This window comes from Sinorhizobium sp. P24N7, assembly GCF_042436655.1.
GTDB classification, from domain to species: Bacteria; Pseudomonadota; Alphaproteobacteria; order Rhizobiales; family Rhizobiaceae; genus Sinorhizobium; species Sinorhizobium meliloti_A.
In genome coordinates, this window is the sequence record NZ_JBHMIW010000005.1 from 57,684 (window position 1) to 76,490 (window position 18,807).

The following is an 18,807-nucleotide window of genomic DNA, read 5'->3' on the forward strand; positions in this document are numbered from 1 at the left end:
TGCCGTCGCCAAGCGTTGCCCGGACTGAAGGAAGCCGACGAAGTCTTCGCTCTATTGTTGGCCGGCAAGGCGCGGCTGAATTATCGATTTCTATCCGACACAGGATGGCTCCAAGCCGGGAGTGACGAGATGCAAGGTGAGATTTCGGACGATGCCAAGCTTGCCGCCAAACGGTTGCGTCCGCTGGTGGTGGTCGTCGTGACAGCCAAGCTCGTGGTTTCGGTGCTGTTGCTCGCGACGGTGCACTATTCGCCGCCGGCTTCGGAAATCGTGGCCCTGCGCTGATTTGCGCTGTCATACCGCTCGCTTATCGCTATAGCTGGGAAAACGGCCCGGATCGGGAAGGGCTTCTCACTTCCAGGCTACCTCACGAGCAAGAGCGAGGCATGGTCCGATGTTACAGGCAGGCATTATCCCGGTAACGCATTTCGAGCAGAACTGTACGGTCCTGTTCGATAGCGAGACCAAGGAAGGCGTGGTCGTCGATCCCGGCGGCGACGTCGACATCATCCTGCAGACGATCCGCGAGAACGGCATCGCGTTGAAGGCTATCTGGCTCACACATGGTCACATCGATCACGCCGGCGGCGCCAAGGAATTGAAAGAAGCACTGGGGCTCGACATTGTCGGACCCCACAAGGACGACCTTCCGCTGCTAGAACGGCTGGAGGATCAGGCGGAGCGCTTCGGCCTCGCGATGAAGGTTCAGAACGTCGTACCGGACCGCTGGCTTGAAGAGGGCGATACCGTCTCCTTCGGCAACCACGTCTTCGAGGTCTTGCATTGCCCCGGCCACGCGCCCGGTCATGTGGTCTATTTCAACCGGGCACAAAACTTCGCCCATGTCGGCGACGTGCTTTTTCACGGCTCCATCGGCCGCACCGACCTGCCGGGCGGCAATCATCAGCAGCTTCTGGATTCGATCCGGGACAAGATACTGCCGCTCGGGGACAATGTGGGCTTCATCTGCGGCCACGGACCGGGCGGGCAGATCGGTGAAGAGCGACGCAGCAATCCGTTTCTCCGCGGTCTTTGACGAGCGGTGCGAATAGAAAAGGGCGCATGACTTTTCCAGTCATGCGCCCTTTCGGTTCATACGCGTTTTCAGCCGGCGTTGCAGAAATGGCTGCGGCCGTCATAGCCGACGAAGGTTCCGGTGTCCGGATCGAACGAGCGATAGCGCTGCGAGCAATAGCGATACCAAGCCGGTGTCCAGGGCTCGAGGCCGTAGGTCTCGACCGCCACAGGACGATAGACGGGCCGATAAACCGGGCGCGGACGATAGACGGGGCGGGGCTCGTAATAGTCGGGCTCCGGATCGATATAGACCCGCTCGCCATAATAGCGCGGCGGCGGCGGCGAAGCGATCGCGCTGCCGATGAGCGCGCCTGCGGCCAAGCCGACGGCGCCCGCTACCCATGCATCGTCGTTATTGCGATGGCGGTGCCCTGCCTGGGCGGTGCCGAAGGTCGGGATAACGATGGCGGCCGCGGCGACCGACAGGACGGCTGCTTTGATGAATTTGTTCATGGGCTTCAATCCTATGCATGCGACCGGATGGTTTCCGGATTTCATGATGAACAAAGTCTATATAAGCCAAACTGAACGGAGCCTGAACGAAAAAACCCGGCAAAACTGCCGGGCTCGAACTTAACTTTCAGCAGAGAACAGCGTTAGCCGACGATCTGCAGGTTGACCGCCTTCGGTCCCTTGCCGCGGCGATCCGGCTCGGTGTCGAAGGATACCTTCTGGTTTTCCGTGAGGCCGCTGAGGCCCGAGGCCTGCACGGCAGAAATATGCACGAAGATGTCCGCGCCACCGTTCTCAGGCTTGATGAAGCCAAAGCCCTTGTCTGTGTTGAAGAATTTTACAGTGCCAGTCTCGGCCATGCGTCAGGTCCTTTTCTCTCCACCCGCGTTGCGGGCAGCATTGCAGTTTTGCCCGGTATGGGCGTGGGGGCAGTTCTCGACAATTGAGGAAAGGGTCCTGGTTATCGCGACCAGCCGCAGGAAGGAATAACAGCCTCCCCCCGTTGGCCGCCCGGAGTGGGTTGCGTCTCCGGCCCGCTTTTATTCAAGATCTTCCCGTGTTCGCAGATTGCCCGAACACAGTAAGAGTGATGGGTTTATTTTGAATTGGCAAGCAAAACTTTTCTCACGAGGTATTGCGTCTTCTCATTGCTCAAAAAGAGGTCAGTTGGTCGTTTTGACTCGCCTGTTCAAAAAGCATCGCAAGCTGTTGAATTCAAAGCTTTTCAACGAAGGATCGGGATGCGGCTGGATCATTTGCGCCAAATTGCGTCGCTCATGGGTATGCCGCAACTTTGTGCAGCCTGGTTTCTCGGTCCAAGCGCCTGATATCGCTCGTCGTTCACGCAGCCCATGGGTGCGAGGGGCCATGGCCTGCAGGCCTACAGAAAAACTGCAGGATATATTGCCGACTCAAGCGCAATTCACAGTTCCAAGCAAAATTGAGGGGTTTCCGAGAGTATTAGTAGTATTAACCCCGATGCGAACCGCGCGGAGAAATTGCACGGAACGGCCAGCAGAAACCGCTGTTCAGACAGCAGCTTCGGCGGCCTCGCCGCGTTTCTTCGTCAGTTCCGGCACGAGCTCGACCGCAAGCATGGCCAGGAAGATGACGGCGCAGCCGACGTAGCCGACCGGAGTGATGGTCTCTCCGAGCAGCAGCACCCCGAACAGGGCGGCGAAGAGCGCTTCGCTCGAGAGGAAGATGGCAGCCTGCGGCGCCGTTGTATAGCGTTGGCCGACGACTTGGCAGATGAACGCGATGCCGCTCGAGAAGATCCCGGCGTAGAGGATCTGCGGGAGGGCGCCGCTGATCGCGTCAAGGCTCAGCGGCTCGAGCAGCCCGGCCAGTGCGCAGCCTGCAACGGCACAGACGGCGAACTGCGTCATCGACAGGAGCATCGGCCGGCCCGTGGCCGGAGCGAATAAGCCGACCAACATCAGCTGAACCGCCCAGAACAGGGCACAGACGATCGTCAGCATGTCTCCGCCGGTCAGCGCCGAAAGCGCGCCGCCACTCAGGAGAAAGATGCCGAAAGCCGCGAGCAGGGCGGCCGGCCAGATGACCCAGTGCGGCCGGCGGCGCAGGAAGACGACAGTCAGTACCGGGACGAATACCACGTAGAGCCCGGTCAGGAAGCCGGAATTGGTGACGGTGGTGGTGAGGAGGCCGTATTGTTGCGTGACGGCTCCGCCGAAAAGCGCCAGTCCGACGAAGACGAAGTTGCGCATGGCGTTGCGCGGCAAGGGCGCAGCGGCCTGCCTGTTTTCAAGGAGCGCCAGGGGCAGTGCCACGAGTGTCGCGATCGCAAAGCGCAGGCCGATGAACCAGAGCGGTCCGATCGCGTCCATCGCCGTCGACTGCGCTACGAAGCCCGCACCCCAGATTGCACCGGAGAACAGGAGGAAGAGATTGGCTTGAATGCGAGTCACCGCTGGCTCCGGGTCGTGGTCCTGCTCACGGGAGGCGCGCGATCTTCGCGCCATATTCCGCGACTTTCGAGAATCACTCCGAAGCCATGCTGCTCAGGTGATTGCGACCTCGCTCTATCAGTTGCGTTTTTTTCGGGCAAGCCGCTCCGTGTCGCCGTCAGGCTGGGCAGCCGTTCCGTAGCGGACTCATTGCGTCGGAGCTTTGGAGACCCTGAGCACTGCGCCGTCCTCCTCGTCGGTGACCATGATCAGTGCCCCGTCGGAAGCGACGATGACGTCGCGGATGCGGCCGAATTCGCCGTCGAACAGCCGTTCCTCGTTGGTCACGGCGCCGGTCTCGTCGCGGTCCAGGCGGGCAAGCAACTGGTACTTCAGTGCCGCGATCAAAAGGTCGCCGTTCCACTCCGGAAACATTTGGCCGCGATAAACGGCGATCGCGCCGGGCGCGATCGATGGGTCCCAATAGAAGAGCGGCTGCTCAAGACCTTCCTTCGCGGTGCCCTCACCGATCTCCACTCCGGAATAATCCTTGCCGAAGGTGATCACCGGCCAGCCGTAGTTTCTGCCGGGCTGCGGGTTGTTCACCTCGTCGCCGCCGCGCGCGCCGTGCTCGACGGTCAAAAGCTTGCCGTCTTCGGGATCGAAGGCGATACCCTGGGGGTTGCGGTGCCCTATGGACCAGATCTCGGCCAGGCCGCCGGTGCCGCCGCGATAGGGATTGGAGGCGGGAATGCTGCCGTCGGCGTTGATGTGGAGGATCGAACCGGCATGGTCGCGCGGGTCCTGGGCGCGCTCGCCTTCGCCGCGATCGCCGATGCCGAAGAACAGGCTGCCGTCCTTGTCGATGGCGATGCGCGAGCCGAAGTGCTGCCCCTTCCGGGTGAACCTGTTCATCCGGAAGATCTCCTTCACATCCCTCAGGCTCTGTTCGTCCTGCGAAAGAGCCGCCCGCACGAGAACGGTGCCGTAACCACCATCACCGCGGACGGAAAGAGTGAGATAGAGAGTCCTGTTGGTCGCAAATTGCCGATCGAGGGCGACGTCCAGAAGACCGCCCTGGCCGTGTGCGGCCGCTTTCGGCACCCCTTTGATCGCAGCCGACAGCTTGCCGTCGCGCAGGATGCGCAGCCGGCCGGGTCGTTCGGTGACGATCAGCGCCCCGTCAGGCATGGCTTCGATCGCCCAGGGATGCTCCAGCCCCGAGGCAAGCGTCTCGACGAGAACGGTTCCTGTCTGCGTGGAAAATTCGCGCCTCTCCTGCGCAGCGGCAGGGGAAGAGGCGAAGGCCAGAAAGAGCGAGACTGCAGCCGCCGCCGAGAATGTAAACAATGTTCCGATGTCCCTTGAGCCGCCAGTATTCCAGCGCGAGTGCCGCATTGCATTCCTCCGGTCCGTCCGTCTGAGCAAATGCATCGTGCCGTCTCGGAGGTCCGAACGCGCGAGCAACGCGCAAACTGGAGCGGCACGCACCGGCCTTCAAGTCAAATCGGATCAAAACGGCTTTATCGCACCGATCCTGTGGTGAGCGGTCCCGGCGCTTCTCGGATCGCCTCGAGGCGCGTCGGCTGGGGTTCGCCTTCCGTCGCCGGACGATGTCGTCCTCCGGAGTTTTGCTGGAGCAGATACTGCGCGACCTCGTCTTTGGCCTTCACGTAGAAGCCTTTGCCGACGAGCATCAGGCCGGCAAGGGCGAATAGGGCGACAATCGCAACGAGGATTGTCTGGACCGCCGACAGTCGTGCAAAGAGGTCGGCGTTCGGCTGCGACCCGTTATCGTTTTCAGCCATGGCGCGCGGCTTCGGACTGGACGTGGGCCGTCGCGGGCTGCTGCCCGATGTCGGCTTGCGTCGTCACCTGCGTCATTAATCCGAGGACCATCACGATGCAGGCCGCAAGTGCGGCGAGCGCGATATAGAAACCCCAGCGTGCCTCGTTGCGGCGGGTGCGCGAGGCGGCGACTTCATCATCGAGAAACATAGCATACCCCCAAGATGCCGATGCATCCGCATCGCGAATTGGCGCTTGGAAATCGGCTCTTGCGGGACGGAATTGCGGCGCGCTGAGACAGTTGTTGTGGCGAAAAAAAGGCACGTCTCGGCCGCGAAAAAGCACGGTAGTATCCGGGCGGAGGCGCGTCGACCGATGGTGCGCCGGCAGCCGCTCGTCCGCACGAGGCAATCCGGTTTCGATCGATTGCTTTGATTGCACCCATGAAACTTTGTCATGGTGACGCATTTTGCGCTGACTTGCCGCCGTTTTTCGCCTGAGGCGCTTGCAAGACCGGGCGTCTTTCGACATAGACCTAACCGCTAGGGAACCCCGGTTTTCCGTTCCGTAGCGTCTCACGCCGTCTCGAAACGATCAGGAAACACACCATGGCCTTCCTTGCCGATGCCCTTTCCCGTGTAAAGCCGTCCGCCACCATCGCTGTTTCGCAGAAAGCCCGCGAGTTGAAAGCGAAAGGCCGCGATGTCATCGGCCTCGGCGCAGGGGAGCCGGACTTCGACACGCCTGACAACATCAAGAAGGCCGCGATCGACGCGATCGATCGCGGCGAGACGAAGTACACGCCGGTTTCCGGCATTCCGGAACTGCGCGAAGCCATCGCGAAGAAGTTCAAGCGCGAGAACAATCTCGACTACACCGCGGCGCAGACGATCGTCGGCACCGGCGGAAAGCAGATTCTCTTCAACGCCTTCATGGCGACGCTCAACCCGGGCGACGAAGTCGTGATCCCGGCGCCGTACTGGGTCTCCTATCCGGAAATGGTGGCGCTGTGCGGCGGCACACCCGTCTTCGTCTCGACCAAGCAGGAGAACAATTTCAAGCTCAAGGCCGAGGATCTCGACCGCGCGATCACGCCGAAGACCAAGTGGTTCGTCTTCAACTCGCCGTCCAACCCCTCGGGCGCGGCCTATTCGCATGAGGAGCTCAAGGCGCTCACGGACGTCCTCATGAAGCATCCGCATGTCTGGGTTCTGACGGACGACATGTACGAGCACCTGACCTATGGCGACTTCAAATTTGCGACCCCCGTCGAAGTCGAGCCCGGCCTCTACGAGCGCACGCTGACGATGAACGGCGTCTCCAAGGCCTACGCGATGACCGGATGGCGCATCGGCTACGCGGCCGGGCCGCTTCATCTGATCAAGGCGATGGACATGATCCAGGGCCAGCAGACTTCGGGCGCCGCCTCGATCGCGCAGTGGGCGGCCGTCGAGGCGCTCAACGGGCCGCAGGATTTCATCGGGCGCAACAAGGAGATCTTCCAGGGCCGTCGCGATCTCGTCGTCTCGATGCTGAACCAGGCCAAGGGCATTTCCTGCCCGACGCCGGAAGGCGCCTTCTACGTCTATCCGTCCTGCGCCGGGTTGATCGGCAAGACCGCGCCCTCGGGCAAGGTCATCGAAACGGACGAGGATTTCGTCTCCGAGCTTTTGGAGACGGAAGGCGTGGCTGTGGTCCACGGCTCGGCCTTCGGCCTCGGCCCGAACTTCCGCATCTCCTACGCGACCTCCGAGGCGCTGCTGGAGGAGGCTTGCCGCCGCATCCAGCGCTTTTGCGCCGCCTGCAGGTAATGCTCCTGCAGACCCACATGAAAGAGCCCGCTGCAACGGCGGGCTTTTTCATGTTCAGAGCTTGATTCAGCGATCTGCCAGTCCGATTCAAGCAGCAGTCCTACCCCGTTGAAACAGAATCACTTTCGCTTCCGGATCACTTCGACGACGGCGGAGATGTCGTCGCCGTGGCCCCCACTGTCGACGCGGTCGCCCGCCAGCCGCAACATGGGTTGCATGAAATCGGGGGCGACGCCCTGTTCTTCGCTTGCCCTCACGATGTTCGCGAGCGCGATCTTCTGCATGGCGATGTTGGAGACGACATCGCGGCCATGCATGCCGCTATCGATCTTGCCGGCGAGGTCGGGCAGGGTACCGCTCATCGCCTCGATCCAAGGCAGGAGCAGCGGCAGGAAGTCGACGGCCTTGCCTCCGGCGCTGGTCACCAGCGCGCTCGCGTGCAGGAAGCCCGAGAAGAGCCCGTACATGCCTGACAGCAGCGCTATGTCGTAGAGCGAAGCCAATCCCTCGTCTTCGCCAAGGTGACGGCTTTCGGCAAGGGCTTCGAGGGCCGAACTGTGCCGATCGAATAGCGCACGCGAGCCGCTGTAAAGGATCAGGGCGCCGGCCCCGCCGATCATCGGCGGGATCGCCATGATCCCCCCGTCGAGATAGATCGCTGCCTTGGCCGCCAGCCACGTGCCGAGTTCCCTGGCGTCACCCGGCGTGCCGTTGGTCAGGTTGAGGAGGTCACGGCCGGCAAGCGCCTCCTCCGCCTGTTCCAGGACCGCACGTGCGGCGGGGTAATCGACGAGGCAGAGGATGGCGAGTTCGCTCGCTGCAATCGCTTCGGCCGGGCTTTCCGCGATCTTCGCACCGGCACCGGCAAGCGGCTCGGCGCGCGATCGCGTCCGGTTCCAGACCGTGACGCTATGGCCGTTCTTGAGGAGCGTGCGTGCAAGCGCCGTCCCCATGGCGCCCATGCCGAGAACTGAAATGCTGCTCATGGATCGTACCTTTCTCGAAATCATTCAGGCGGCGGTCGAGAGCTTCTGGCCTAGGCCGCCGTCGACGGCGAGTTTCGCGCCGGTCGTGAAGGTCGCCTCGAAGGCGAGGAAGAGCACGGCGCGTGCCACTTCATCCGCGGTGCCGTTGCGCTTCATCGGCGTGATGTTGTCGCCGAGCGTCTTGAACTCGGCGCGCTCGGCTTCGGTGATGCCGGCGACGCCCTTGGTCGGCGTATCGATGAAGCCGGGGCTGACGCTGTTGACCCGGATACCGCGCGGCAGAAGCTCGGCGGCGAGCACGGATGCGAAGGAGACGAGTGCCGCCTTGCTCGCGCTGTAGACGCTCATGCCCGGATGGCCACCCTCGTCGGCGACTGAGGAGGTGAAGACGATCGATCCGCCTTCGCGGATCAGAGGCGTCAGCCGCTGCACGGTGAAGAAGGCGCCCTTGGTGTTGACGGCAAACTGGCGGTCATAGGAGGCCTCGCTCACCTGATCGAAGGGCTCGAGCTCGGAGACGCCGGCATTGATATGCAGGAGATCGATCGCTCCGAGCGTCTGACCGACGGTCGCACCGAGCACGGCGATTTCGTTGAGATCGGCGATGTCCGAGCGCAGTGCATGCACGCGCGGGCCGAACTCTTCCCTGATGCGGGCGAGGTTGCTCTCATTGCGGCCCGTGAGCAGTACCTCGGCGCCGCCTTCGACAAGCCGTCTCACGGTCGCCAGGCCCATGCCGTGGGTGCCGCCGATGACGATCGCCTTCTTTCCCTGATAGTTGCCCATGTTCGTTTCCTTTCGGTTCAACAATGATGACCAACAGATGCATCTGTGGACGAACTTGTGCTAGATGGCTCTGCGTGGATCTATCGTCCACGCTTGTGGATGATAGAAAGCCATGGCCAATCTCAACGACTTCACGTTCTTTGTTCACGTCGTGGACCACGGGGGTTTCGCGCCGGCCGCGCGGGCGCTGAACCTGCCGAAATCCACGCTCAGCAAGCGCGTGGCCGAACTCGAAAAGGATCTCGGCGCTCGGTTGATCAACCGCACGTCGCGTCATTTCGCTGTGACCGAAACCGGCAAGGATTTCTATCGCCACGCGGCGGCGATGATGATTGAGGCGGAGGCGGCGGAGAATATCGTCAGGGGCAGACTTGCCGAACCGAGCGGCACGGTGAGGATCACGGCTTCGGTGCCGACCGCGCAGCTGTCCCTGGCGCCGCTCTTGCCGCAGTTCGCACTTGCCTATCCGAAACTGCGGGTGACGCTGCATGCGACGGACCGCTTTGTCGACGTCATCCAGGAAGGCTTCGATCTTGCCGTGCGAGACCATTTCGCACCGCTACCGGATTCGGGCCTCGTCCAGCGCCGTGTCGGATTTCAGGCTAAGCTGATCGTCGCCTCACCGCTCTATTTGCGAGGGAACGGCACTCCCGAACGCCCGGAGGACCTCGATCGTCATGATGGGCTGCTCACGTCGCTGGCGTCCGAAGGCTGGGTGATGGAGCGCGCCGATGGGGCGACCGTGTCGGTCTCGCCGAGGCCGCGTTTCGTGGCCGACGAATCCCGCGTCCTGCGAGAAGCTGCGCTCGCGGGTCTCGGCATCACCACCTTGCCCGGCAAGCTTTGCCAGCAGGAGATCGAAAGCGGCACGCTTGTCCGCATTCTTCCGGAGTGGACCGCCGGCAAAGTGATGACGACGATCTTGATGCCGCACCGGCGCGGGCAGCTCCCCTCCGTGCGGGCAACGGTCGATTTCATCGCCGAGCGTCTCGTCGACGGCTGATGCAAGAAGGCCCGCACGAGGCGGGCCTTGAGAAGAACTCAGCGCTCGGCGAGTGCCGGTTCGCCTTTCTTCTCGCGAATGAGATTCAGGAAGCGGCGGAAGAGGTAGTGGCTGTCCTGCGGGCCTGGCGATGCTTCCGGGTGATGCTGGACGGAGAAGATCGGCCTGCCGCCGACGCGCAGGCCGCAATTGGTGCCGTCGAAGAGCGAGATGTGAGTCTGTTCAACGCCTTGCGGAAGCGAGTTCGCATCGACCGCGAAGCCGTGGTTCATCGAAACGATCTCAACCTTGCCGGTGGTGTGGTCCTTGACCGGGTGGTTGGCGCCGTGGTGTCCCTGGTGCATCTTCTCGGTCTTGGCACCGAGCGCCAGTGCCAGCATCTGGTGGCCGAGGCATATGCCGAAGACCGGGATATCCGTCTTGAGAAGGTCCTGAATGACCGGCACGGCATATTCGCCCGTCGCGGCCGGGTCGCCCGGGCCGTTCGACAGGAAGATGCCGTCCGGCTTGAGCGCGAGGACTTCCTCGGCGCTCGTCTGAGCCGGAACGACGGTGACACGGCAGTTCAGACCGGCGAAGAGGCGCAGGATGTTGCGCTTGACGCCGTAGTCGAGAGCCACGACGTGATAAGCGGCGTCGGTCTCGCCCAGCGTCGAGTAGCCCTCGTCCCAGACCCACGGCTTCTCGTTCCAGCGATAGGACTGCCCGGAAGTGGCGACTTTGGCGAGATCGAGGCCTTCGAGGCCGCTCCAGGCCTTTGCCTCGGCTTTCAGCGCCTCGACGTCGAAGACGCCCGCCGGGTCGTGGGCGATGACGGCGTTGGGCATGCCGTTTTCGCGGATCCAGGCCGTCAGCGCCCGCGTGTCGATGCCGCAGAGCCCGATGATGCCGCGCGCCTTCAGCCAGGCGTCGAGGTGCTTGGCGGCGCGGTAGTTGGAGGGCTCGGTGATGTCTGCCTTGAAGATGACGCCGACGGCACCGTTGCGGGCGGCAGGCGTAAGATCCTCGATGTCCTCGTCATTGGCGCCGATATTGCCGATATGCGGGAAGGTGAACGTGACGATCTGGCCGAGATAGGAGGGATCGGTCAGAATTTCCTGGTACCCGGTCAACGCCGTGTTGAAACAGACCTCGGCCTGAACCTTACCGGTCGCGCCGATGCCCTTGCCTTCGATCACCGTGCCGTCGGCCAGAACGAGCAGGGCAGTGGGTTTCTGGATTGTCCATGCGGGTGTCGCGGTCATCGTCTCTATCCCGTTGTGGCCGAAAGCGAGGCTTGAAAGCCGGTCGGTTCAGGGCCATTTCAGATCGCATGCGGCATGGCGCGCGGAAACCCCGCGGGAGAAAGTTCATGCCGATGTACGTGCAGGTGCCGGAAAATAGCCAAAGGCTCTGGCAAGGTCAACCAGACGCTGTGAATTGTTCCGAAATAAAATGCGTTATAATTCAATCGGTTGCCAAAGACGTTTGATTGTGCCTGCCGCACTGGTTTAAGACGATGACAAAAGGACGCATCGAACCGGCCCCCGCAGATAGAGCCCTGGGGTCGGTTTCGACATGGAGTTAAGACATGCGCGAGCATTTCGCCAATGCACTGAAAGAAGCCCTCAAGGCCAAGGATACCCGGCGCATCTCGACCGTCCGGCTCATCCAGGCCGCGATCAAGGACCGCGACATCGCCAATCGCGGCCACGGCAAGGACCCGGTCGGCGACGACGAGATTCTGCAGATCCTCGCGAAGATGATCAAGCAGCGCGAGGAATCGGCCCGAGTCTATGACGAGGGCGGCCGGCCGGAGCTTGCCGAGCAGGAGCGGCAGGAAATCGCCATCATCAACCAGTTTCTGCCGGAGCAGCTTTCCGAGGAAAAGGTCAAGGAAGTCTGCGCCAAGACCGTCGCGGAAATCGGTGCGCACGGGCTGCGCGACATGGGCAAGTGCATGAACGCCCTGAAGGAGCGCTATCCCGGCAAGATGGACTTCGGCAAGGCCTCCGGGGTGGTCAAGGACCTCCTGAAGTAAGCCGCAGCGCCCGCTCCGGCGGGCGCGCATTCCTTAAGGCCGCTGACGGCAAAAGACCCGCGCCGCGCCGGCCGACAAGCGTTACCTCCTTGGCTCGAGCACGTGCCTGTGAATAGCGGGCAAGGCGCAGGCTGCCTGTGGCTTCCTTCGGCCATGCCGCTTATATGGAGGTTTGCATGCATGTCGTTGCCCGAAGCCGCTGCACGGGCTCGGGCGACATGCGGTAGAGGTAACCATGCGCTTTTCACCGTCCTTCCTCGACGAGATACGCGACCGCGTCCCCATTTCGGACGTGATCGGCAAGCGCGTCACCTGGGACCGGCGCAAGACCAATGTTCCGCGCGGCGATTATTGGGCCTGTTGCCCGTTCCACGGCGAGAAATCTCCGAGCTTCCACTGCGAGGATCGCAAGGGCCGCTACCATTGCTTCGGCTGCGGCGTTTCCGGCGATCATTTCCGCTTCCTCACCGAGCTCGAGGGCCTGAGTTTTCCGGAGGCCGTGCAGCAGATCGCCGATTTGGCGGGAGTCCCGATGCCGCAGCCGGACCCGCAGGCCGAGCAGCGCGAGCGGGAACGTACGAGCCTGCTCGACGTCATGGAACTGGCGACGCAGTTTTTTCAGGATCAGCTTCAGACGGCGAACGGGGCAAAGGCGCGCGCCTATCTGCGCGAGCGCGGACTGACCGGCCGCACGATCGAGACGTTCCGTCTCGGCTTTGCACCCGACAGCCGCAATGCGCTGAAGGAGTTTCTCGCCGGAAAGGGTATCGGCAAGGAGCAGATCGAGGCCTGCGGCCTCGTCGTGCACGGCGACGGCATTCCGGTTTCCTACGACCGCTTCCGCGACAGGATCATGTTCCCGATCCCGTCCGCCCGAGAAAAGGTGATCGCCTTCGGCGGGCGCGCCATGTCGCCGGACGCCCCGGCAAAATATCTGAACTCCAATGAGACCGAGCTCTTTCACAAGGGCAATGTGCTCTTCAATTTCGCCCGCGCCCGGCGGGCTTCGCAGGGTGCCGACGGCGCAGGCACGATCATTGCCGTCGAAGGCTATATGGACGTGATCGCGCTTCATCAGGCGGGGATAGAAAATGCTGTTGCGCCGCTCGGCACGGCGCTGACCGAAAATCAGCTCGATCTCTTATGGAAGATGACGACCCAGCCGGTGCTCTGCTTCGACGGCGACGGCGCCGGCGTGCGCGCCGCCCATCGGGCCGTCGATCTCGCGCTGCCCCATTTGAAGCCTGGCCGGTCCGTGCGCTTTGCCCTGTTGCCGGAGGGCAAGGACCCGGACGATGTGGTGCGCCATGACGGACGCGAGCCTTTCGACAAGGTGCTCGCCAATGCCCGCTCGCTCGCCGACATGGTCTGGCAGCGCGAGGTGCAGGGCGGCGATTTCGACACGCCGGAAAAACGCGCCGAACTCGAAGCGCGGCTGCGGCAGGTGACCTCGGTAATCGCCGACGAGAGCGTGCGCCGCCATTATGGGCAGGACATGCGCGACCGCCTGAATGCGTTTCTTCAGGGGAGCGCGCCGTTCAGAGGCGAAAGGCGGCCGTTCGAGCGAGCCGGGAGGCAGGCGGGCAGGCAGGGTGGCAGGGGCTGGTCGCCGGCTCCCAACCCGGTCATGGGCGCGGCCGTGGAAGCTGGGACCGCCGGCAGTTCCAAACTCAATCAGATGCTGAAGGCCCGCGGCTCGCTTCGCCCGCCGGTACTTCGCGAGAGCGTGCTTGCATTGACGATCGTCAATCATCCGCAATTGCTGTTCGACGAGTATGACGAGATTGCCACGATCGAGTTCGACCATCGTGATCTGCAGCGCTGCTGGGCTGCGGTTCTGAACGCGGCGGCGGCGAACGGATTGCGGCTCACGCGGGAAACCCTCATGGAGCAGCTCGAGGCGGAGGGATTTTCCACGCTGATCGGCGCTCTGGACCGGCAGGTGCGCTATGCGCGGCTCTGGACCGCAACGGCGGCGGCGGCTCCGGAGGATGCACGCGAAGGTTACCTTCAGGCCCTGACGCTTCATCGGCGGACGAAGGCGCTGCTCTGGCAGAAGCGGGAACTCGAGCGCGAGATCGCGGAAGCCACGGCGTCCGAAGACGTGGAGCAGGGTCAGCGGCTCGTGCGCGCCATGGAGGAGGTGCAGCTCGAGCTTCACCGGATGGACAAGCTCGAAGCGATCATCGAAGGCTTCGGCGTGCTTTCCGGACGCGTCAAAGGCCCGGCGGCTCGGTAGCCGATACTCTCACGACGGGCTGGTTGAGCAGCGGCCCGAGCCGGTTTGCCTTCAATCAGCCGCGACTCCATACTGCGTGCTCCCGATGAAAGCGATTCCATGCCCGAAAGCCACAACACCGCCCGCCTGTTCGAGACGGAAAGCGTCAACAATCCCCTCGATCTCCTGAAGCGTATCTACGGTTATTCCACCTTCCGCGGCCAGCAGCAGGCGGTCGTCGACCATGTGGTTGCCGGTGGCGACGCCGTCGTGCTCTTTCCGACGGGGGCGGGAAAATCGCTCTGCTTCCAGATCCCGGCGCTCTGCCGCCGGGGCGTCGGCATCGTCGTTTCGCCGCTGATCGCCCTGATGCGCGATCAGGTGGAGGCGCTGAAGCAGCTCGGCATCCGGGCCGCGGCACTCAACTCTTCATTGACGCGGGACGAGGCGATCGCGGTCCGCCGCGCTCTTTCGAGAGACGAACTCGATCTCCTCTACGTGACGCCGGAGCGCGCCGTCACCGATGGCTTCGCCGAAATGATCGCCGATGCCGACATCGCCCTTTTCGCGATCGACGAGGCCCATTGCGTATCGCAATGGGGACATGACTTCCGCCCGGAATATCGCGGCCTCGGCTGCCTCGCCGAGCGCTTTCCCGGCGTGCCGCGCATCGCGCTTACCGCCACCGCGGATCCCCATACGCGCGACGATATGATCGAGCGGCTGGCACTCGGCGGCGCGCGCGTTTTCACCTCCAGCTTCGACCGACCGAATATCGCCTATGAGATCGTGGAACGCGATCAGCCTCGCCAGCAATTGCTGCGCTTCCTGTCGCGCTTCAAGGATGCAAGCGGCATCGTCTATTGCCTGTCGCGCGCGAAGGTCGAGGATACGGCGGAATGGCTCGATGCACAGGGCATCCGTGCACTTCCCTATCATGCCGGCATGGAGCGGGCGGCGCGCGACGCCCATCAGGATGCATTCCTGAAGGAGGAGAATCTGTGCCTCGTCGCAACCGTCGCCTTCGGCATGGGGATCGACAAGCCGGATGTGCGCTACGTCGCCCATCTCGATCTCCCGGGCTCGGTCGAGGCCTACTACCAGGAGACGGGGAGGGCGGGTCGCGATGGCCTGCCTTCCGAAGTGTGGATGGCCTATGGCATGGCCGACGTCATTCAGCGCCGGCGGATGATCGACGAGGGTGGGGCGCCGGAGGAAATCAAGCGCATCGAGCGGGCGAAACTCAATTCGCTGCTTGCCATTTGCGAGACGGCAGGCTGCCGGCGCCAGGCCATACTCGCGCATTTCGGTGAGGTTCATCCGGGCGGCTGCGGTCATTGCGACACCTGCCTGAAGCCGGTGGAGACCTGGGACGGCACGGAAGCGGCGATCAAGGCGCTTGCCGCCGTCTACCGGACCGGAGAGCGCTTCGGAACCGGCCATCTGATCGATGTGCTTACGGGCAGCGTGAACGAGAAGACGGAGCGCTTCGGCCATGTCGACATGCCGGTCTTCGGGGCCGGCAAGGACCTGCCGGCGCGCACCTGGCAGTCGATCTTCCGGCAACTGCTCGCCGCCGGGCTGATCTCCGTGGACCACGGCGCCTTTGGAGCGTTGAAGCTCGAGCCCGAGGCCCGCAGCGTCTTTCGCCGCGAACGGCAGGTGCTCTTCCGCAAGGACCGTCCGAGTTCCGGCAAGGCCAAAGCCGCACGCGGGTCGAAGGCGACCGGCGAACGATCGGACCTCGCGGGATCCGATCTCGAGCTGTTCGAGCGGCTCCGGTCGGAGCGCCTCTCTCTCGCCCGAGAGATGGACGTGCCGCCCTATGTCGTCTTTCCGGATACGACCTTGATCGCTCTCGCCAAGCGGCGTCCGCGCGATTTCGACGAATTGCTCGACGTTCCCGGTATCGGCGAGAGCAAGCGGGAGAGATATGGCGAAGCGTTTCTCGCCGTGATCGAGGCGTTCGAGGGCTGAAGTCGAAGCGGGATGATGGAACCGCCCTCATCCCGCTGCCGGTGCGGGGCTTCGGCGCAGCATCGAAACCGATTCCATGAGCAGTGCCATCGTGATAGTCGTCTAGACTGGTGAAATGAAGTTCTTGTCTCGAAAGCACGCAGCCCATGACCACGGCCTTCCTCTCCCATCTCCGTTCGGAACTCGAAAGCCTCAGGCAGGCCGGGCTCTATAAGTCCGAGCGGGTCATCACCTCCAAGCAGTCGGGCGAGATTGAAGTCGCTTCCGGCGAGCGCGTCCTGAATTTCTGCGCCAACAACTATCTCGGCCTCGCCGACAGCGAGGAGCTTGCGGAAGCCGCGAAGAGCGCGCTCGACCGTTACGGCTACGGCATGGCGTCTGTGCGCTTCATCTGCGGCACGCAGGAGGAGCACAAGGAGCTCGAAGCGCGCATATCCTCCTTCCTGGGCATGGAGGACACGATCCTCTATTCCTCCTGTTTCGACGCCAATGGCGGTTTGTTCGAGACGCTGCTCGGCGAGGACGACGCGATCATCTCCGATGCGCTGAACCATGCCTCCATCATCGATGGAGTACGCCTCTCCAAGGCGAGGCGCTTCCGCTATGCCAACAACGACATGGCAGCATTGGAAGAGGAGCTGAAGAAGGCGGAAGGCAGCCGTTTCAAGATGATCGCCACCGACGGCGTCTTTTCGATGGACGGCATCATCGCCAATCTCCAGGGCGTTTGCGATCTGGCTGAGAAATACCACGCCATGGTCATGGTGGACGACAGCCATGCGGTCGGCTTCGTCGGCAAGCATGGCCGCGGCTCCGCCGAACATTGCGGCGTCGAAGGACGGGTCGATATCATTACCGGTACGCTCGGCAAGGCGCTCGGCGGCGCTTCGGGCGGGTATACCTCGGCGAAGGCCGATGTCGTCGAGTGGTTGCGCCAGCGCTCGCGGCCCTATCTCTTTTCCAATACGCTCGCCCCCGTCATCGCGGCCGCTTCTCTCAAGGTTTTCGAGCTGATCGAAGACGGCGACGCTCTGCGCAACCGTCTTTACGCAAACGCGGCGCTCTTCCGGAGCGAGATGTCCAGGCTAGGCTTCACGCTTGCCGGCGAGGGCCATCCGATCATTCCGGTCATGCTTGGAGATGCGGCGCTCGCACAGGAGATGGCGGCGCGCATGCTGAAGAAGGGCGTCTACGTCGTGGGCTTCTCCTTCCCGGTGGTGCCGAAGGGGCAGGCCCGCATCCGCACGCAGATGTCCGCGGCGCACAGCGAAACGGATGTCCGCCGTGCCATCGCGGCCTTCGAGGAGGTGGGCCGCGAACTGGAGGTGATCTAATTGGCGCAGGCGAGGATCGAGCGATGACCAACATGATGAAGGCACTCGTCAAGACGAAGCCGGAGGTCGGCCTCTGGATGGAGCGCGTGCCGGTGCCGGAAGTCGGCCCGAACGACGTCCTGATCCGTGTCAGGAAATCGGCAATTTGCGGCACCGACGTCCACATCTGGAATTGGGATCAATGGGCGGAGAAGACGATCCCGGTGCCGATGGTCGTCGGACACGAATTCATGGGCGAGGTCGTCGAGGTCGGGCCGGCCGTCAGCAAGCATCATATCGGCGAGCGCGTTTCCGGAGAAGGTCACATCGTCTGCGGCAAATGCCGCAATTGCCGCGCGGGCAGGGGGCATCTCTGCCGCAACACGCTCGGCGTCGGCGTCAATCGCCCCGGCTCCTTCGCCGAGTTCGTCTGCCTTCCCGAATATAATGTCGTGTCGATCCCCGACGACGTGCCGGACGAGATCGCCGCAATCTTCGACCCCTTCGGCAACGCCGTGCATACGGCGCTCTCCTTCGATCTCGTCGGCGAGGACGTTCTGGTCACCGGTGCCGGGCCGATCGGCATCATGGGGGCGATGGTGGCCAAGCGTTGCGGTGCCCGCAAGGTGGTGATTACCGACATCAACCCCGTTCGTCTGGATCTCGCGCGCAAGCTCGGCATCGACCACGTCGTCGACGCTTCGAAGGAAAATCTTGCCGACGTCATGCGGGTGATCGGCATGACCGAGGGCTTCGATGTCGGGCTGGAAATGTCGGGCGCCGCGCCCGCGTTCCGCGATATGATCGACAAGATGAACAATGGCGGCAAGATCGCGATCCTCGGCATTGCACCGGCGGGCTTCGAAATCGACTGGAACAAGGTCATCTTCAAGATGCTCAACCTCAAGGGCATCTATGGCCGCGAAATGTTCGAGACCTGGTACAAGATGATCGCCTTCGTCCAGGGCGGGCTCGACCTCTCGCCGATAATCACCCACCGGATCGGCATCGACGATTTTCGCGACGGCTTCGAGGCGATGCGCTCGGGCAATTCCGGCAAGGTGGTGATGGACTGGTAGACGGAGTCGCGGTCGCGATCGACTGCCATCAGGATTCTTCCGGAAAAATCGCGCAACCCTTGTCTTTCTTTGGGGCGCTCCTACATGTTGAGCGAAAGCTGATAAACAGCGCAAAATCCCGTCCATGAGCGTTTTTTGCCGATTTGCGCGGTTTTTCACCGGAAATGCTTGACGGGATCAAAAATTCTGGGAATCACCATTTCAAGCAGAAATGGCGACATGGTACGGCGGATAGGAAATCATGCCAGGGACGTTTCAGTGGCAGGACTGTCGAAGCTTGCCCGTTCACCGCGATCGCTGTCGTGGTTAATCAGGAATTAAATATCATCCCGTTACGTCAGGGGAAATAATCGGTGGCGGGTACGCGGCGTGCCCGGACCTCCGAG

The 18,807-nt window shown here is 62.7% G+C and carries 18 protein-coding genes; 9 read left to right on the plus strand and 9 right to left on the minus strand.

All coding sequences use genetic code 11. The features are described from left to right. Positions 1-129: 129 nt before the first annotated feature. Complete coding sequence (locus ACFHWW_RS09815; protein ID WP_080636519.1) at positions 130-285, plus strand: hypothetical protein; 156 nt, start codon at positions 130-132, stop codon at positions 283-285. Positions 286-394: 109 nt separating this feature from the next. After that, positions 395-1,036, plus strand: a complete 642-nt coding sequence (locus ACFHWW_RS09820) for an MBL fold metallo-hydrolase (protein WP_275597559.1) — start codon at positions 395-397, stop codon at positions 1,034-1,036. A gap of 68 nt (positions 1,037-1,104) precedes the next feature. Here the strand turns inward: ACFHWW_RS09820 and ACFHWW_RS09825 are convergent, their stop codons facing one another. The 6 genes from ACFHWW_RS09825 to ACFHWW_RS09850 form a co-directional block, all read right to left on the minus strand. After that, complete coding sequence (locus ACFHWW_RS09825) at positions 1,105-1,530, minus strand: BA14K family protein (protein WP_100671817.1); 426 nt, start codon at positions 1,528-1,530, stop codon at positions 1,105-1,107. Between the two features lie 143 nt (positions 1,531-1,673). Next, positions 1,674-1,889 carry a cold-shock protein gene (locus tag ACFHWW_RS09830; RefSeq protein WP_003532915.1) on the minus strand — a complete coding sequence of 72 codons (216 nt, stop codon included), beginning with the start codon at positions 1,887-1,889 and terminating at the stop codon, positions 1,674-1,676. 669 nt (positions 1,890-2,558) lie between these two features. After that, positions 2,559-3,461 carry a DMT family transporter gene (locus tag ACFHWW_RS09835; RefSeq protein ID WP_275597560.1) on the minus strand — a complete coding sequence of 301 codons (903 nt, stop codon included), beginning with the start codon at positions 3,459-3,461 and terminating at the stop codon, positions 2,559-2,561. Between the two features lie 186 nt (positions 3,462-3,647). After that, positions 3,648-4,838 carry a PQQ-dependent sugar dehydrogenase gene (locus tag ACFHWW_RS09840; RefSeq protein ID WP_379938092.1) on the minus strand — a complete coding sequence of 397 codons (1,191 nt, stop codon included), beginning with the start codon at positions 4,836-4,838 and terminating at the stop codon, positions 3,648-3,650. Positions 4,839-4,963: 125 nt separating this feature from the next. Then, positions 4,964-5,248: a hypothetical protein gene (locus ACFHWW_RS09845; RefSeq protein ID WP_379938093.1), complete on the minus strand. Its 285-nt coding sequence runs from the start codon at positions 5,246-5,248 to the stop codon at positions 4,964-4,966. Continuing rightward, the gene (locus ACFHWW_RS09850) at positions 5,241-5,438 is read right to left on the minus strand and encodes a hypothetical protein (RefSeq protein WP_018095625.1); all 198 of its coding nucleotides are present in this window, start codon (positions 5,436-5,438) and stop codon (positions 5,241-5,243) included. The genes ACFHWW_RS09845 and ACFHWW_RS09850 overlap by 8 nt, the downstream gene beginning before the upstream one ends. 398 nt (positions 5,439-5,836) lie before the next feature. Here ACFHWW_RS09850 and ACFHWW_RS09855 point away from each other — a divergent pair, with 398 nt between their 5' ends. Further along, complete coding sequence (locus tag ACFHWW_RS09855) at positions 5,837-7,039, plus strand: pyridoxal phosphate-dependent aminotransferase (RefSeq protein WP_275597564.1); 1,203 nt, start codon at positions 5,837-5,839, stop codon at positions 7,037-7,039. 119 nt (positions 7,040-7,158) lie between these two features. On the opposite strand, the gene ACFHWW_RS09860 is transcribed toward ACFHWW_RS09855, so the two are convergent. Together ACFHWW_RS09860 and ACFHWW_RS09865 are read right to left on the minus strand one after the other, a co-directional pair. Beyond that, complete coding sequence (locus ACFHWW_RS09860) at positions 7,159-8,025, minus strand: NAD(P)-dependent oxidoreductase (RefSeq protein WP_018095623.1); 867 nt, start codon at positions 8,023-8,025, stop codon at positions 7,159-7,161. A 24-nt stretch (positions 8,026-8,049) separates the two neighbouring features. After that, complete coding sequence (locus tag ACFHWW_RS09865; protein ID WP_018095622.1) at positions 8,050-8,811, minus strand: SDR family oxidoreductase; 762 nt, start codon at positions 8,809-8,811, stop codon at positions 8,050-8,052. A gap of 112 nt (positions 8,812-8,923) precedes the next feature. Here ACFHWW_RS09865 and ACFHWW_RS09870 point away from each other — a divergent pair, with 112 nt between their 5' ends. Continuing rightward, the gene (locus tag ACFHWW_RS09870) at positions 8,924-9,814 is read left to right on the plus strand and encodes a LysR substrate-binding domain-containing protein (protein WP_379938094.1); all 891 of its coding nucleotides are present in this window, start codon (positions 8,924-8,926) and stop codon (positions 9,812-9,814) included. Positions 9,815-9,852: 38 nt separating this feature from the next. On the opposite strand, the gene carA is transcribed toward ACFHWW_RS09870, so the two are convergent. Beyond that, a complete protein-coding gene (gene carA / locus ACFHWW_RS09875; RefSeq protein ID WP_379938095.1) occupies positions 9,853-11,058 on the minus strand; it encodes a glutamine-hydrolyzing carbamoyl-phosphate synthase small subunit in 1,206 nt (401 codons plus the stop codon). A gap of 326 nt (positions 11,059-11,384) precedes the next feature. On the opposite strand from carA, the gene ACFHWW_RS09880 reads away from it, so the two are divergent. The 5 genes from ACFHWW_RS09880 to tdh all read left to right on the plus strand — a co-directional run bounded on the left by ACFHWW_RS09880 (position 11,385) and on the right by tdh (position 18,421). Further along, on the plus strand, positions 11,385-11,834 hold the full coding sequence (locus ACFHWW_RS09880) for a GatB/YqeY domain-containing protein (RefSeq protein ID WP_018095619.1): 450 nt from the start codon (positions 11,385-11,387) through the stop codon (positions 11,832-11,834). Between the two features lie 235 nt (positions 11,835-12,069). After that, positions 12,070-14,073: a DNA primase gene (gene dnaG, locus ACFHWW_RS09885; protein WP_379938096.1), complete on the plus strand. Its 2,004-nt coding sequence runs from the start codon at positions 12,070-12,072 to the stop codon at positions 14,071-14,073. 45 nt (positions 14,074-14,118) lie between these two features. Beyond that, positions 14,119-16,029 carry a DNA helicase RecQ gene (gene recQ, locus ACFHWW_RS09890; protein WP_379938097.1) on the plus strand — a complete coding sequence of 637 codons (1,911 nt, stop codon included), beginning with the start codon at positions 14,119-14,121 and terminating at the stop codon, positions 16,027-16,029. A 146-nt stretch (positions 16,030-16,175) separates the two neighbouring features. Continuing rightward, a complete protein-coding gene (locus ACFHWW_RS09895) occupies positions 16,176-17,363 on the plus strand; it encodes a glycine C-acetyltransferase (RefSeq protein WP_379938098.1) in 1,188 nt (395 codons plus the stop codon). Between the two features lie 23 nt (positions 17,364-17,386). Next, complete coding sequence (gene tdh, locus ACFHWW_RS09900) at positions 17,387-18,421, plus strand: L-threonine 3-dehydrogenase (RefSeq protein ID WP_379938099.1); 1,035 nt, start codon at positions 17,387-17,389, stop codon at positions 18,419-18,421. Positions 18,422-18,807 lie beyond the last annotated feature (386 nt).

Coding starts and splice junctions, on each gene's coding strand:
- ACFHWW_RS09845 (WP_379938093.1), bottom strand. CDS start 5,248: ATGGCTGAAAACGATAACGGGTCGCAGCCGAACGCCGACCTCTTTGCA.
- ACFHWW_RS09860 (WP_018095623.1), bottom strand. CDS start 8,025: ATGAGCAGCATTTCAGTTCTCGGCATGGGCGCCATGGGGACGGCGCTT.
- tdh (WP_379938099.1), top strand. CDS start 17,387: ATGACCAACATGATGAAGGCACTCGTCAAGACGAAGCCGGAGGTCGGC.
- ACFHWW_RS09840 (WP_379938092.1), bottom strand. CDS start 4,838: ATGCGGCACTCGCGCTGGAATACTGGCGGCTCAAGGGACATCGGAACA.
- ACFHWW_RS09855 (WP_275597564.1), top strand. CDS start 5,837: ATGGCCTTCCTTGCCGATGCCCTTTCCCGTGTAAAGCCGTCCGCCACC.
- ACFHWW_RS09820 (WP_275597559.1), top strand. CDS start 395: ATGTTACAGGCAGGCATTATCCCGGTAACGCATTTCGAGCAGAACTGT.
- ACFHWW_RS09880 (WP_018095619.1), top strand. CDS start 11,385: ATGCGCGAGCATTTCGCCAATGCACTGAAAGAAGCCCTCAAGGCCAAG.
- ACFHWW_RS09850 (WP_018095625.1), bottom strand. CDS start 5,438: ATGTTTCTCGATGATGAAGTCGCCGCCTCGCGCACCCGCCGCAACGAG.
- ACFHWW_RS09865 (WP_018095622.1), bottom strand. CDS start 8,811: ATGGGCAACTATCAGGGAAAGAAGGCGATCGTCATCGGCGGCACCCAC.
- ACFHWW_RS09830 (WP_003532915.1), bottom strand. CDS start 1,889: ATGGCCGAGACTGGCACTGTAAAATTCTTCAACACAGACAAGGGCTTT.
- ACFHWW_RS09815 (WP_080636519.1), top strand. CDS start 130: ATGCAAGGTGAGATTTCGGACGATGCCAAGCTTGCCGCCAAACGGTTG.
- ACFHWW_RS09825 (WP_100671817.1), bottom strand. CDS start 1,530: ATGAACAAATTCATCAAAGCAGCCGTCCTGTCGGTCGCCGCGGCCGCC.
- ACFHWW_RS09870 (WP_379938094.1), top strand. CDS start 8,924: ATGGCCAATCTCAACGACTTCACGTTCTTTGTTCACGTCGTGGACCAC.
- dnaG (WP_379938096.1), top strand. CDS start 12,070: ATGCGCTTTTCACCGTCCTTCCTCGACGAGATACGCGACCGCGTCCCC.
- ACFHWW_RS09895 (WP_379938098.1), top strand. CDS start 16,176: ATGACCACGGCCTTCCTCTCCCATCTCCGTTCGGAACTCGAAAGCCTC.
- carA (WP_379938095.1), bottom strand. CDS start 11,058: ATGACCGCGACACCCGCATGGACAATCCAGAAACCCACTGCCCTGCTC.